This is a genomic window from Ruegeria atlantica, assembly GCF_013032005.1.
GTDB classification, from domain to species: Bacteria; Pseudomonadota; Alphaproteobacteria; order Rhodobacterales; family Rhodobacteraceae; genus Ruegeria; species Ruegeria atlantica_A.
This window is the reverse complement of sequence record NZ_WQBE01000001.1, coordinates 297,523-312,949: the sequence shown is the minus strand read 5'-3', so window position 1 is coordinate 312,949 and position 15,427 is coordinate 297,523. Positions and strand designations below refer to the sequence as shown.

The window sequence follows — 15,427 nt, the reverse complement described above, 5'->3', positions numbered from 1 at the left end:
TTGTTAACTGGGTTTTGCTATAGTGATCTGTGTCACATCGCAGTTGCCAGTGTCAAAGGCCGCGCCACACGCGGTTAAATAATAGTTCCACATGCGCCGGAAACGCTCGTCAAAGCCCATTTCCGAAATTTCGTCCCATTTGTCGTTGAACGTCTCGTACCAACGCCGCAATGTCAGGTCATAACTTTTACCGAATTCCCGCGATTTCACGACGTTCAACCCTGCCTCTGCCACCTGTTGTTTCAGGATCGTCGGCGCGGGGAGCATTCCGCCGGGAAAGATATATTTCTGAATGAAATCAACGCCGTTCTTGTAAATGTCCCAACGGTGATCGGCAACGGTTATGATTTGAAGGGTCGCGTGCGCACCGGGTTTTAGCCGATCACGCACAGTCTCAAAGTAAACCGGCCAGTATTTCTGTCCGACGGCTTCGAACATCTCAATCGAGGCGATGCCGTCATACTGGCCACGCTCGTCGCGATAATCTTGCAATTTGAACTCAACAAGGTCAGAAAGTCCTGCTTTTTCAATTCTTTGCCGCGCAAAGCTTAACTGTTCCTGGCTGATCGTCAAACCTGTGACCCGAAGGCCACGCTCTTTTGCGGCATATTCAGCGAAACCGCCCCATCCGCAACCGATCTCGAGGATGTGGTCACCGGGTTTGGCACCCATTTCATCGACTAGGCTTGCATATTTCGCAGTCTGTGCTTTTTCCAGGCTTTCCTGCCCTGTTTCGAACAGCGCGCTGGAATAGGTCATCGTTTCATCCAGCCACAGCCTGTAGAAATCGTTCCCCAAATCGTAATGGTACGAGATGTTCTTCTTGGCCTGTCGACGGTTGTTGTTGTGCAACCAAAATCGAAGGCGTTCATAGGCTTGCACCAAGAACCTTCCGGTGAAATCGTCATACACCGTCTCGGTCCCTAAATGCACCAGATCCATGAAAGATCGCAGGTCGGGCGTGCTCCACCCACCCTCTAGGTAAGAATCCGAAAAACCCAGCTCACCCTCTCGGATCAAACGCGCAAATACGTCGGGATCGTGAATGTCCACGCGCGCCACTGGCCCCGGCTTGGCACCTTCGGATCGGAACACGCGCCCATCGGGCAAAGCGATATCCATTCGCCCCGAACCCATCCGGTTCAACATTTTGAACACTTGAGCAAAGTATCTGGGCAGGTCTTTTTGCCCTTCAGTTGTCGTCAGGATCATCCGCTCTCCCCTGTGCGGCCGCAGTTAGAAGCTAGGCCGAGTTTGTGTTTGTGGCAAGTTTTCAGTTCCTTACCCGGTTTTTCGGCCTTCATAAGCCGCCAAGGCGCACGCTCGGCCAGCGGCCAGATCGACCACTGGTGAAGGGTAATTTTCCGCCGGATCAAGCGCCCACGAATGCGGCACCGCCCCAAAATAAGCCAACGCCGTAGCCGAAGGCTTGGTCTGCCCTTCGGCGATCCAGTGTTTTAGATAAACACCATCAGGATCAAATTTTTCCTGCTGTGTCAGCGGGTTAAATATCCGAAAGAACGGTGATGCATCGGGACCCGAGCCTGCAACCCACTGCCAACCCATAGCATTCGCCGCCGGGTCCCAGTCTATCAGGCAGTCGGCAAACCAGTTCATTCCGATTTTCCAGTGCGTCATCAGATGCTTGGTCAAGTAGCTTGCGACGATCATGCGCGCCCGGTTGTGCATACGACCGGTCACATACATTTGACGCAACCCCGCATCGACAACAGGAATACCGGTGCGGGCCTGTCGCCAAGCAACAACTGAGGGATGATCGGCGTCCGTGTTCCAAGGGAAACTGTCCCATTCTGGTTTCCAGTTCCCGCTGAGCAAACGGGGTGTGTGATACATCAAGTGATACGCAAACTCACGCCAAACTAATTGACGCAAGTAGGCGTCTGTCCCTTGCGTGCCGTTCATCGCAGCCCGCTGTACCGCATGCCAGACACTGCGGGGGCCGATTTCGCCAAGCGATAGGTATTCGGACAGATCCGAGGTGCCCTCCAAATCCAAACAGTCCCGATCGTGCGAATAGTCTTGGATTCGGTCCAGAAACTCGTGCAAAGCCTCAAAGGCGGCATTCTCACCGGGGCGGACAAAAGGTGCGACCACGGCTGCGCCCCGGTTCATTGCCGCACCCAGGTTCCAACCGGTCAGGTTTTCCGAAGTCGGCCAATTCAAGGGTGCTTTGATCGACGACACGCCTTCAGGCGTGGCAACTTCTCGGCCTTGAACGGATCGCCACATCGGTGTGAACACACGAAACGGCTGGCCTGTTTTGGTTGCTACGGTCCAGGGCTCAAACAGTAAGTGACCCGCAAAGGATTTGGCCTCTACCCCCTGCTCTGCCAAAGCAGACTTAATGCGTGTGTCACGGTCGATGGCATCAGGATCATACGCTCGCGTCCAATAGACGCCGCTGGCTCCGGTTTCTGCGATAAGGTTCTGCAAAACAGTCAGCGCGTCCCCGCGCCGCAAGATTAACCGGCTGCCAATGTGCGACAGAGATTGCGCGAAAGTTTCAAGCCCCAGCCCAAGCCGCCATTTCGGCGCGGCACCGAGCGCTTGAGCCAAATCATCCAGAATGAAAACCGGCAGAATAGGACGACCCGTTTGGGCCGCAGCACTTAGCGCAGGATGGTCCGACAGGCGTAAATCCCGCCGGAACCACATGATGATCGGTGATTGTTTGTTTTCCATGACCGCCCGGCTGTTTTCTTCGCATTACGAAGCCGAGCAGAAACCGGATCACAAAACGGCGTCAAGTGCACCCAATAACTGATCAATCTCCTGTTGCGAGGTATAGTGCGTAAAGCTGACCCGCAGCACGCCCTGATCCAAATCCACACCCATCGCCTGCAACGGGCGCACGGCGTAAAAATCGCCGCCTCCTGCCATGATCCCGTGTTCAACAAGATCGGTGGCCACGGCTTCGGCATTCCGGCTCAGCGATAACGCTACGGTCGGAGCGCGACGTGTAGCATCTGAGGTACCGATCAAGCGTACGGCATTTCGATCCTTGACCGCGTCCAATACGGGCTGCAGCAGCGCAACCTCCTGACCGCGCATCAGGTCATGCACAAAGGCTCCCCGTTCGGTTGCGTTACCCTTGGGGCCGTTATGGTGGTCGCACAACAGATCAACGTAATCCGCCATACCTGCACTGGCCGCGATCTGAGCGTGATCCGGGCCCGCCGGGGTGAAACGCTTGTACAGCGCGTCTGCATTAAAATAGTGCGCCTGGTTTGGCAGCAGCTCACCAAGCGCACGCCTGATCACCATGCAACCTTGATGCGGACCGTAGGTTTTATAGGCCGAGAACAGATAGATATCCGGCCCCAGATCGCCGACATTTGGGAACCCATGTGGCGCGTATGAAACGCCATCTACACAGACAAACGCCCCCGCCGCATGGGCAATGGCGGTGATTTCGGTGACTGGGTTGATCTCTCCGATCACGTTGGAACAATGCGGGAAACAGACCAGACGCACCTTCTCGTCCAGCAGGTTCTCAAGATCCTGCGGGTTGAGCGATCCGGTTTCCGGGTCGATCTGCCATTCGCGGATTTCAAACCCGTCCTCGGCCAGACGCCGCCATGGTCCCGAGTTGGCCTCGTGATCCTGATTGGTGACAACGATGGCATCGCCCGGCTGCATCCACTGGCGAAATGCCTGCGCCAAAACATAGGTGTTCTGAGTGGTCGAGGGGCCAAAGCTCAGCTCATCGGTGTTCACGCCCAGAATCGCAGCCATGCGTGCGCGGGCTTCATCCATCTCTTCGCCTGCCAGACGGCTGGCGTCATAGGGGCCGTAGGGCTGCACTTTGCGTTGCGTATAGTAGCGCGTCAGCCGGTCCAGCACCGGCTTACAAGTATATGACCCGCCTGCATTTTCAAAGAACGCCTGACCTTGCAGGCTGGGCTCGGAAAAAGCCGGGAACTGCGCCCTAACGAAATCGATATCAAGAGTGCCCATGGCACGTCGCTCCTTGCTCATGCTGCTTGTTCCGATGACGTGCCCGCGCATGATTTCGGACAACTCGGAAATCACGGCAGGTCTTCCAGCCCAGCCACAGCCCCAGTCAAACAAACAGAAGCACAGGCAGTCTTTCGGGACCAGATCTGGCAATCAAAAGACGCGGATACATAGCCAGCGGCCCTAAGCTCGGTCAACCCGGCATGAAACAAAAAAGCCCCGACGCTTGTCCGGGGCTTTCGAAGGGCTGAATTGGATTCAGCGGCGTCGCTTTTCGTTCGCAAGTCCGATGAAGATCGACACGCACATCAGTACCAGAACGATCGCAAACGGGAAGCCTGTTGCAATCGCAGCAGCCTGCAGCGCACCCAGACCGCCACCCAGCAACAGAACGATCGCGATAGCGCCCTCCAGAATGCACCAGAACACACGCTGCGCCGTCGGCGCATCGGTTTTGCCACCTGCCGTGATCGTATCAATCACCAACGAGCCGGAATCCGAGCTGGTGACGAAGAACACAACCACCAGAACGATGCCAACGAAGGACAGCAAACCTGTCATCGGGAATTGTTCAAACATGGAGAACATCTTGAGTTCTAGCGCAGCATCCGACAGGGCCTGCCCCGAACCGGACATAACCTGATCCAACGCGGCTCCACCAAAAACGCTCATCCACAGGGCACCTACAACGGTTGGGATCAGGATCACGCAAGTCACGAATTCGCGCACGGTTCGGCCGCGCGAGATTCGGGCGATGAACATGCCGACGAAAGGTGACCAGGAGATCCACCACGCCCAGTAGAAGGTGGTCCAACCCTGCATAAAGTTGGTGTCTTCGCGACCGACCCAGTTCGACAGTGCAGGCAATGCGACGACGTATTCAATCAGGCTGTCGAAAAAGCCGGTCAGAATCGCCACGGTAGGGCCAAGGATCAGCACCAGCAGTAACAAGGCCGCGGCAAGGATCATGTTGGCCTCGGACAACCGCTTTACGCCCTTATCGAGGCCAGCAACCACCGAGATCAATGCGAATGCCGTGATAAGACCGATCAGCAGAACTTTCATCCCGTCCGTAATCGGAACATCGAACAGATAATTCAGACCAGCCAGCGCTTGCGTTGCGCCCAAGCCCAGCGATGTCGCCAAACCGAAGATCGTGGCGAACACGGCTAGAACGTCAATGATGTGACCCAACGGACCCCATGTCGCCTCTCCAAACAGCGGGTAGAACACCGACCGCATGGTCAGCGGCAGACCGCGGTTAAAGCTGAAGAACGCCAGCGCCAGTGCCACTACCGCATACACGGCCCAAGGGTGCATACCCCAGTGAAAAATGGTGGCTGCCATCGCCAACTTCTTCGAGGCTTCGGGGTCCTCCAGACCGGCACCTAACGGTGCCCAGTCGGTGCGAAGGCCATCCTCGCCAGCGGCAACCCCGCCCAGCGACGACCCGTAATGCGAGATTGGCTCGGCCACGCCCCAGAACACCAAACCGATGCCCATACCCGCGGCAAACAGCATCGAGAACCACCCGGCATAGCTGTAATCCGGCTTGGCATCATCCCCGCCCAGACGGATCGAACCATACGGCGTGACGATCAGCAGTAGTGAAAACACGACAAAGATGTTCGCCGCAATCATGAACACCCAGTCGAAATTGCTGGTCAAAGCCGGTCGAAGCCAGCCAAAGAACTCGCTCGCCTGCTCGCGGAACACCAGCGAGAAGAACACGAATGCAATGATGGTTAGCCCCGAAACGGCAAAGACCGGATTGTGGACGTCCAGACCCATGATCTGAACGTTGTCCTGACCGACTTCGTAGTCGGTTTCCGTATTGTCGGACATTATCTTTCCTTCCCCTTATCGATGCGCAGGACATCCAATATCCGGATCGGCAAGGGCGTAACTGAGAAGACCACCTATTACTTAAAAGCGACAAAATACGTAAAAGTGACAGGCTTGCTTCATATGACCGCCATGACGAAAATCGGTCGCTGTAAATGAAAACAGGCCGGGCAATCGCCCCGGCCTGCACACAAAAAGCTGTCGCAGGATTTAGCCCTGAACCTTGGTATAGGTCCCCTCACCCGCCAGAATTCCGCGGAACCCGCCCGGCTCATCCAAGCCAAATACGATCAGCGGCAGGTTGTTGTCACGTGCCAGTGCAATGGCCGAGGCATCCATGACGCGCAACCGCTTGGCCAGCACGTCATCATAAGTAACCGTGTCATAGCGCACTGCGTCCGCGTGTTCTTTGGGGTCTTTGTCATAAACCCCATCCACACCGTTTTTGCCCATGAAAATCGCCTCACACGCCATTTCATTGGCACGCAGAGTCGCGGCGGTGTCGGTGGTAAAATACGGGTTGCCAGTTCCCGCAGCAAAAATGCAAACCCGCTTTTTCTCAAGGTGGCGCACGGCGCGACGGCGGATATAGGGCTCGCACACCTCATCCATGCGAATGGCCGAGATGACACGAGTGAACACACCGATTTCCTCAAGCGCCGACTGCATCCCCAGAGCGTTCATCACCGTGGCCAGCATGCCCATATAATCGGCTGTTGTGCGCTCCATCCCCTGTGCTGAACCGCTGAGGCCGCGGAAAATGTTGCCACCGCCGATGACCATGCAAATCTCGACCCCCAGATCATGCACCGACTTGACCTCTTGTGCGATGCGCTGAACGGTGGGGGGATGCAAGCCAAACCCCTGATCGCCCATCAACGCCTCGCCTGAGATTTTCAGCATCACGCGATTGTACTTTGTTTTGGCGGTCTCGGTGGATTCGAGGGTCGGGGAAAGGCTCATGTTGCGCTCCGGGCTGGCACGGGTTTATTTTCCGGCGCAAAATGAAGCAAAACCTCCGCAGGTTCAATGCGATTGGTGACGATTGAGGCAGCCCGAATGGACAATAACGACAGATCGCAGATTTGGGACCGCCTGCCCTCCATCCCCGACGACAAACCGGTGTTGATTGCGGGGCCGACCGCCTCGGGTAAATCGGCCCTGGCCCTGCAGATTGCCGAGACGTTCGGCGGCGTGATCGTCAATGCGGATGCGAGCCAAGTCTATGACTGCTGGCGTGTAATTTCGGCCCGCCCTTCGATCGAAGAAGAGGCCCGCGCGCCGCATCTGCTTTACGGCCACATCGCGTATGATCAGGAGTATTCGACGGGTCATTGGCTGCGCGAGGTAACGCCACTGCTGACCGGGGGGCAGCGCCCGATCATCGTGGGCGGCACCGGCTTGTATTTCTCGGCGTTAACCGAAGGGATGGCCGACATCCCCGCCACACCGCTGGAAATCCGCGCCGAGGCAGACCAACTGGACCTGACCGCATTAATTGCTGGTGTAGATACGCGGACACAGGAACGGATCGACACGCAGAACCGCGCCCGTGTTCAGCGAGCTTGGGAGGTGCAGCGGGCCACCGGACGAAGCCTGAGCGACTGGCAGGCTGAGACACCGCCGCCCGTTCTGAATTTGACTGACACGGTTTCGATCGTTTTTGACGTGGATAAACAATGGCTTCTTGATCGCATCACCCGGCGGTTCGATCTGATGCTGGACTCTGGCGCGCTGCAAGAGGTCGAAGCGATGCGAGACCTCTATGATCCGACGTTGCCCGCCTTCAAAGCCATCGGCGTTCCTGAATTGTTGGCCTATCTTGACGGTCATCTTACGCTGGACGCCGCCAAAGAGCGTGCAACGATTGCCACCCGCCGATTCGCCAAACGTCAGCGCACCTGGTTTCGCGCACGGATGAAGAATTGGAATCAGATAGATTTCTCAAAACGATACAAGCCGTAGTTCAAACTTCATCTCCGAGAATCCTTTCCAGCGATTCCCCAAAACGCCAATTGTTTCGGTTCACGATAGTATACATCGCTTGAAATAAGACGCTGCGGGCCCGAGACAACAGCAAACACTCCCAGCCATGTCGTTTTTGTGCTATCTACGTCGATTTCGAACATTGACCTCATTTGAATTCTAGGGCGGAATAGCCCCATGGGGATGATGAAAATCCAACGAGTATTCCGAGAACCTGCTGTTCGCCTCAATATGGTCTGAACGGTTCCAACCTTCTTCAATAAAAAGAACATGTCACAGGGAGAGACATCGATGAATAAGCAAACCTTTACCGGAGCACCGATTCACTGGGCGGCACAGATGCATGCTCAGGAATATCGGGACGGCAAGTTAAGCCGGCGCGAGTTTCTGACCCGCGCCACGGGTCTGGGTGTTACTGCTGTAGGTGCTTACGGCATGATTGGCTTGGCAGCCCCTGTCCGCGCCGAGGGCGAAGATACCAGACAAGAAGGCGGCACCCTGCGCGTCCAGATGAGCGTTCGTGCCCTGAAAGACCCACGCACGTATGACTGGTCGGAAATGGGCAACCAAACCCGCGGCACAATGGAATACCTGGTCGAATACAACTCGGACGGTACATTCCGCGGAATGTTGCTGGAAGGTTGGGAAATCAATGATGACGCCACTGTCTATACACTGAAACTGCGCCCGGGAGTGAAGTGGACCAACGGCGATGATTTCACTGCAGATGACGTGGCACGCAATATTGCGCGTTGGTGTGACAAAAGCTCGGAAACCAATTCGATGGCAGGTCGCTTTGCGACACTGATCGACGCGGACACCGGCCAGGCTATCGAAGGCTCGATCGAAGTTGTTGATCCGACGACGGTGAAACTGAACCTGCCAAGCTCGGATATTTCATTGATTGCCGGCATGTCCGACTATCCGTCGGCCATCGTGCATAGTTCGTTCAATGAAAACGACCTACTCAACAACGTCGGAACCGGTCCCTACATCCTTGAAGAGCTGGAAGTCGGGGTCAAATGCACATTGGTGCGCGCACCTGACCACACGTGGTGGGGTGAAGAAGTGTTTGGTCCTGCGACATTGGATCGTATCGAATATATCGACTACGGCACCGATCCGTCGGCATGGCTGGCAGCCCTGGAATCGGACGAAGTCGATATGCTGCACGAGTCCGTGGGTGAATTCATCGATGTGATGGACGGCCTCGGCTATGAGAAATCCGAAGTGATCACCATGGGAACCCTCGTGATCCGTCCCAATCAGCTGGCCGAAGTTGACGGCAAACAGGTTTATGCTGACAAACGCGTGCGCAAAGCTCTGCAAATGGCGGTGGACAACAGCGTTCTGCTTGAATTGGGCTATGGCGGCCGCGGCACGCTGGCTGAAAACCACCATGTCGGGCCTATCCATCCGGACTATGCAGAACTGCCCAAGCAAACGGTCGATCCGGCTGGGGCGAAAAAGCTCATGGAAGAAGCTGGCATGGCTGATTTCGAGCACGAACTGCTGTCGATTGACGACGACTGGCGCCGTAACACAACCGACGCTGTTGCCGCGCAGCTACGGGACGCGGGCATCAATGTAAAACGCACGGTTCTGCCGGGGAACACCTTCTGGAACGACTGGACGAAATACCCCTACAGTTCAACCAACTGGAACCACCGCCCTCTGGGCGTACAGATCTGGGCATTGGCGTATAAATCCGGTGAAGCTTGGAACGAGTTCGGTTGGGCCAACTCCGAATTCGACGCCATCCTGACCGAAGCCCTGGCAATTGCCGACGCCGACAAACGGCGCGAAGTGGTCGCCAAAGGCGAGGCGCTGATTCAGGAAGAAGGCGTGACCATCCAACCCTACTGGCGCGCGCTGTATCGCCATATGAAAGATGGTCTGGTCGGAACCGATATGCATATCGCTTTCGAACATCACCACTACAAGTGGGGCTGGTCGGCCTAAAACCTGTCAGACAATCAACGGGGGCGCCTGATCCAGGCGCCCCTTTCCAGCCGCAGACAACCCGGCGTCAAGTCGGAAGTCCGAGGCCAGAAAATGGTCCAAAGATCTGCGGAACACCCGAAAAACAGGGGCCATCATGGGACTATTCATCCTCCGACGGTTTGGCGTCATGCTGTTGACAGCATTGTGCCTGACGTTCGTGGTCTTCTTTCTGACCAACCTATACCCAAACTTGGAAAAGCTGGCCAAAACCCAGGGCAACCAACGGATGTCCGACGAACAGGTCGAGGCCTGGCTGGGTAATCGTGGCTACCTGCAACCCACGTTGGTCAAATATGGCCAATGGCTGGGCGTGGCACCGGGGTTTTCCAAAACTCTGGATGACGGCACATTCGTGGGCACCTGTACCCGACCCGGATTGACCGAGGAGACCACGCCCCGGTTTTGCGGCATCCTTCAGGGGGACTGGGGCTATTCCACTGTTTTCAAGGATGAGGTCGGCACCATTGTCGCCAAGCGATTGGGCAATACCGGCTACTTGATGATGTGGGTTTTGATCCTGATGGTCCCATCAGCCCTGTTGGTGGGCGTACTGGCCGGGATGCGCGAAGGCTCAGCGCTGGATCGGTCTCTGTCTACGTTCTCAATCATAACGACGGCGACGCCAGAATATGTGTCGGGCGTGATCTTCATTGCCATCTTCACCTCATCCACCGTTGGTCTGAAATGGTTCAAAGGCACTGCAACGCAGGCGATGGACAATCCTACCTTCGAGAACTTTTTCCTGCCGGTATTGACCATTGCGTTGTATGGCATGGGGTATATCGCCCGAATGACCCGCGCCTCGATGACCGAGGTGATGACAGCGCAGTACATTCGCACCGCACGGCTGAAAGGCGTATCCTTCCCCAACATTGTCATGAAACACGCGCTGCGCAATGCGCTGATCGCGCCCTTTACCGTCATTATGCTGCAGTTCCCATGGCTGCTGAACGGCGTGGTGATTGTTGAGACGCTGTTCAACTACAAGGGCTTCGGTTGGGCACTGGTGCAGGCGGCGGGCAACAACGACATCCAGTTGCTGTTGGCGATTTCGGTCGTGTCGGTCTTTGTGGTGCTGTTGACCCAGCTGATCTCGGATATCGGCTATGTTTACCTCAACCCGCGCATTCGCATTTCTTAAGGAGGGTTAGAACATGGAACCACTTACCTGGACCGGCTCTATCGCCTTCCTGAACCCGCTGTTGATGATCGCAATCGCAGCCCTTCTGGTCTCCATCGTGACTTGGATAGTTGGCAGTATCGTACTGCCCGAGGCGCCGATGAGTGTGAATCTGGACGGCACGCTCAGCTCAGGATCGGGCATGCGTGGGTTGACGCAAAAGGCGCTGCGCTACAGCTTTGCTGCCTGTGTCGCGCTTGCCGTGGCCTATATCGTGCTGGGCATCGTGTTGGGTACCAGCGCGGGGATCATCGGTGCGATCTCACAGCAGTTTCTACCGGTCTGGCTGTCGCTGATCATCCTGTACGCCATGTCGATCGCGTTTAAGCGGCGTCTGGGTCTTTATGGCAAACTGTTCGACAGCCCCATCGGCATGATCGGCTTCGGCCTTGTGATGTTCTGGGTTTTCACCGGCATCTTTGGGGCACTGGACCTGATCGTTACCCATGACCCGCTGTCACAGATTTCTGGGATGAAAAACAAAGTTCCCGGAACACCTCTGCCCAGCCCGGAAGAGGGGGAATACACCTGGTATCTGTTGGGGGGTGACAACCTTGCCCGCGACGTCTTCAGCCGCATGGTCAAAGGTGCCTGGATCGTGGTGCAGATTGCGCCGCTGGCAACGTTGTTTGCCTTTATGGTCGGGATCACTCTGGGTCTGCCCGCGGGTTACTATGGCGGTCGGTTGGATACGTTCCTGTCCTTCCTGGCCAACCTTATCCTGGCCTTCCCGGTGATCTTGCTGTTCTACCTGCTGGTGACACCGGAAATCGTAGCGACGGGCGTGCCGAACTATATGGCAGCTGTGTTGTTCGTCTTTCCGATCCTATTCATAGGCGTTCTGCTGAATTCACGCTATTACACGCGACCGAATTTCCGCACACCGCTGCTGATCGGGGTGTTGGGCGTTGCGATCTGGTTCTACCTGTCGCTGATCTCGACCGGTGGTTACATCATCAATACAGATAGCTATCGCATCTGGGGACTGCCGACATATCTGGACCTGTTCGATATTCCTGGCGGCATCCTGGTGGTGTTCGTATCCGTTGTGTTCGTGAATTCACCCACCGTGTTCCGCATCGTGCGTGGTTTGGCGTTGGACATAAAGACGCGAGATTATGTGGCGGCGGCGCAAACCCGTGGAGAAGGCCCATGGTACATCATGCTGTGGGAAATTCTGCCAAACGCGCGCGGTCCGCTGATTGTCGATTTCTGCCTGCGAATTGGCTACACCACCATCCTTTTGGGAACCTTGGGTTTCTTCGGACTGGGGCTGCCACCGGAAAGCCCAGACTGGGGTTCGACGATCAACGAGGGGCGCAAGCTGTTGTCGATCTATCTGCACCCTGCCCTTCCGCCTGCGCTGGCCCTGTTGTCACTGGTTCTTGGATTGAACCTGCTGGCGGACGGCCTGCGTGAGGAAAGTCTGAAGGACTGATGTGATCGAGGCCGGGGGCCCTGCCCCCGGACCCCCGAAGTATTTTCGAAAAGATGAAAATGGTCGTTTGATCAATTTCATCAGGGAGTAGGAAACGATGAACAAACTGGCGGATTATGACGGTCCGATCCTCGAGATCGACAAGCTGTCGATTTCCTTCTTTACCCGTCTGCGGGAAATTCCGGCCGTGATGGATTTCTCGGTCAGTGTGCAACCGGGTGAAGCTGTAGGATTGGTCGGTGAGTCAGGCTGCGGCAAATCCACAGTGGCATTGGGTGTCATGCAGGACTTGGGCAAAAACGGTCGGATCGTCGGCGGCACCATCAAGTTCAAGGGGCGTGATCTGTCCGAGATGACCTCGGACGAGTTGCGCGACATTCGTGGCAATGAGATCGCGATGATCTATCAGGAGCCGATGGCCTCGCTGAACCCGGCGATGAAGATCGGCAAACAGTTGATGGAAGTGCCCATGATCCACGAAGGCGTCGGCGCGGAAGAGGCCTATGCGCGCGCGCTTGAGGTAGTCACCGATGTACGCCTGCCCGACCCCGAGCGTATGCTGAATTCCTTCCCCCATCAGTTGTCGGGTGGTCAACAGCAGCGGATCGTCATCGCCATGGCGTTGATGTCAAAACCAGCGCTGCTGATCCTGGACGAACCAACCACCGCGTTGGATGTGACGGTTGAGGCCGCCGTGGTAGAGTTGGTCAAGGATCTTGGAAAGAAATACGGCACCTCGATGCTTTTCATCTCGCACAATCTGGGTCTAGTGCTTGAGACCTGTGACCGGCTGTGCGTGATGTATTCGGGTGAAGCGGTCGAGCGGGGCTCGATTCATGATGTGTTCGACGAGATGCAGCACCCTTACACGCAGGCGCTGTTCCGCTCGATCCCCTTGCCTGGCGCTGACAAGAACGCACGCCCGCTAGTGGCCATTCCGGGGAACTTCCCTCTGCCGCATGAACGCCCGTCGGGCTGTAACTTTGGTCCGCGCTGCGACTATTTTGAGGAAGGCCGTTGTGACGCGCAAAGCATTCTGATGGAGCCGGTACCGGGCAATGATCGGCACCACACGCGCTGTCTGAAGTTCCAGGAAATCGATTGGAACGCACCGATCACCATGGCTGAACAGAAGGAAAAGGGCGAAATCGGGCGCACAATTCTGAAGATGGACAACCTCAAGAAATACTATGAGGTGGCCGCGAATGCCCTGTTCGGGGGGGGAGAGACCAAGGTAGTAAAGGCCAATGAAACGTTAAGTTTTGAGGCTCATGAATCCGAGACACTAGCCATTGTGGGCGAATCCGGTTGCGGCAAGTCCACTTTCGCCAAGGTGCTGATGGGCCTGGAAACGGCCACCGACGGTCAGATCCTGCTGGACAACCGCAATATCGAAGCTGTCCCGATTGAGGAGCGCGACACCAAGACCGTGGGCGAGGTTCAGATGGTGTTCCAGAACCCGTTCGATACGCTGAACCCATCGATGACTGTGGGCCGTCAGATCATTCGCGCGTTGGAAATTTTCGGCGTCGGAAATTCCGAGGCTGAACGTAAGCAACGTATGCTGGAACTGCTGGACCTGGTGAAGCTACCTCGCGCCTTTGCGGATCGAATGCCGCGCCAATTGTCGGGCGGACAGAAGCAACGTGTCGGTATCGCCCGCGCCTTTGCAGGGGACGCCCGCATTGTTGTGGCGGATGAACCCGTCTCGGCCCTAGATGTGTCCGTTCAGGCGGCGGTGACTGATCTGTTGATGGAGATTCAGCGCGAGCATAAAACCACGCTGCTGTTCATCAGCCACGACCTGTCCATTGTGCGTTACCTCAGCGACCGGGTGATGGTGATGTATCTGGGTCATGTGGTCGAACTGGGCACCACCGATCAGGTCTTTGCGCCGCCCTACCACCCCTATACCGAAGCCCTGCTGAGCGCTGTTCCCATTGCGGATACGTCGATCGAGAAGCAGCACATCGTGCTTGAGGGCGATATTCCGTCAGCTATGAATCCACCGCCGGGTTGCCCGTTCCAGACCCGGTGCCGTTGGAAATCCGAAGTTCCGGGCGGGTTGTGTGAACGCGACGTACCGCCAGTGAAAACTCTGGCCGATGGTCATCAGGTGAAATGTCATCTGGCCGAAGATATTCTGGCCCGTATGGAGCCGGTCATCAAAATCGCCGCGGAATAGGCTTCAAAATTGGTGCAAAGGGCGTCGGTTTCTGATCGGCGCCCTTTGGCATTACTTGAACAAATTTTCTCATAAGCATTTTAGCTAAATGTACCTGGTCAAAAGAGACCTAAGCATCGAATTTAGCTCAACCGCCCCAGATAACCTTCACGTAGTTCTGGGTTTCCTTGTAAGGTGGTACGCCGCCATGTTTCTCAACCGCCTGAGGTCCGGCATTGTAGGCCGCCAGCGCCAGACGCCAGGATTTGAACTTGCGGTATTGCCAGGATAGATACCGCGCGCCACCTTCGAGGTTCTGCTGTGGATCATGCGGATTCACACCCAAAAGCTGCGCCGTACCGGGCATCAGCTGTGCCAGTCCCAAAGCGCCTTTGTGTGATACTGCACGTGGATTCCAACCGCTTTCTTGTTGAACCAAGCGCAGGAAAAGCTCTTCCGGGACGTTATGTTTGCGTGCCGCCTGACGCGCTAGTGTCATATACTGACCGCGATACTTCCCGGTATAGCGTTTGTTAAACTTCGGTTGAGCAGTCTTGGGTTTAAGCCGTTCGGAGCCCCGATACTGGGTTGCGGCGCGTGTGTCCAAAATCTTGGATTGTTTAAGGAAAATATCCTTCCGGCTTTTCGTCGACAAGTTTTGCGCGGCCACCGGAACCGAGACCAGAGCAACACACAAACCAACAAAACAACCAACCAGAAAACGCATTAAAGCCAATCTCGCTTAGTCAGGAACCTTATGGAGTATAGATATCTCAGTTTATAATGAAAGCATGGTTAACCGAACCTGAGTAAATTCTTGCTCAGTGTTGCA

General features: G+C 56.0%; 11 protein-coding genes. 5 read left to right on the top strand and 6 right to left on the bottom strand.

Annotation, left to right across the window (positions count from 1 at the left end; genetic code table 11):
* Positions 1 to 3: 3 nt before the first annotated feature.
* The 5 genes from GOX21_RS01495 to pyrH all read right to left on the bottom strand — a co-directional run bounded on the left by GOX21_RS01495 (position 4) and on the right by pyrH (position 6,786).
* The gene (locus tag GOX21_RS01495; protein WP_170375006.1) at positions 4 to 1,212 is read right to left on the bottom strand and encodes an SAM-dependent methyltransferase; all 1,209 of its coding nucleotides are present in this window, start codon (positions 1,210 to 1,212) and stop codon (positions 4 to 6) included.
* 69 nt (positions 1,213 to 1,281) lie between these two features.
* Positions 1,282 to 2,703, bottom strand: a complete 1,422-nt coding sequence (locus tag GOX21_RS01490; protein ID WP_170375004.1) for a cryptochrome/photolyase family protein — start codon at positions 2,701 to 2,703, stop codon at positions 1,282 to 1,284.
* 48 nt (positions 2,704 to 2,751) lie between these two features.
* Positions 2,752 to 3,978: an aminotransferase class V-fold PLP-dependent enzyme gene (locus GOX21_RS01485; protein WP_170376098.1), complete on the bottom strand. Its 1,227-nt coding sequence runs from the start codon at positions 3,976 to 3,978 to the stop codon at positions 2,752 to 2,754.
* A gap of 258 nt (positions 3,979 to 4,236) precedes the next feature.
* Entirely contained in the window at positions 4,237 to 5,823 is a 1,587-nt protein-coding gene (locus GOX21_RS01480) for a BCCT family transporter (RefSeq protein WP_170348477.1), read from the bottom strand.
* A 210-nt stretch (positions 5,824 to 6,033) separates the two neighbouring features.
* Positions 6,034 to 6,786, bottom strand: a complete 753-nt coding sequence (gene pyrH, locus GOX21_RS01475) for a UMP kinase (RefSeq protein ID WP_170348476.1) — start codon at positions 6,784 to 6,786, stop codon at positions 6,034 to 6,036.
* A 96-nt stretch (positions 6,787 to 6,882) separates the two neighbouring features.
* On the opposite strand from pyrH, the gene miaA reads away from it, so the two are divergent.
* The 5 genes from miaA (at position 6,883) to GOX21_RS01450 (ending at position 14,616) form a co-directional block, all read left to right on the top strand.
* Entirely contained in the window at positions 6,883 to 7,788 is a 906-nt protein-coding gene (miaA, locus tag GOX21_RS01470; RefSeq protein ID WP_170375002.1) for a tRNA (adenosine(37)-N6)-dimethylallyltransferase MiaA, read from the top strand.
* Between the two features lie 312 nt (positions 7,789 to 8,100).
* Positions 8,101 to 9,771, top strand: coding sequence for an ABC transporter substrate-binding protein (locus GOX21_RS01465; RefSeq protein ID WP_170375000.1), 1,671 nt, complete (start codon positions 8,101 to 8,103; stop codon positions 9,769 to 9,771).
* A 136-nt stretch (positions 9,772 to 9,907) separates the two neighbouring features.
* Positions 9,908 to 10,954: an ABC transporter permease gene (locus GOX21_RS01460; protein ID WP_170348473.1), complete on the top strand. Its 1,047-nt coding sequence runs from the start codon at positions 9,908 to 9,910 to the stop codon at positions 10,952 to 10,954.
* Positions 10,955 to 10,967: 13 nt separating this feature from the next.
* Complete coding sequence (locus GOX21_RS01455) at positions 10,968 to 12,431, top strand: ABC transporter permease (protein WP_170348472.1); 1,464 nt, start codon at positions 10,968 to 10,970, stop codon at positions 12,429 to 12,431.
* Between the two features lie 97 nt (positions 12,432 to 12,528).
* A complete protein-coding gene (locus tag GOX21_RS01450) occupies positions 12,529 to 14,616 on the top strand; it encodes a dipeptide ABC transporter ATP-binding protein (RefSeq protein WP_170374998.1) in 2,088 nt (695 codons plus the stop codon).
* 127 nt (positions 14,617 to 14,743) lie between these two features.
* Here GOX21_RS01450 and GOX21_RS01445 read toward each other — a convergent pair whose 3' ends face one another.
* On the bottom strand, positions 14,744 to 15,322 hold the full coding sequence (locus GOX21_RS01445; protein ID WP_170374996.1) for a lytic transglycosylase domain-containing protein: 579 nt from the start codon (positions 15,320 to 15,322) through the stop codon (positions 14,744 to 14,746).
* Positions 15,323 to 15,427: the final 105 nt, after the last annotated feature.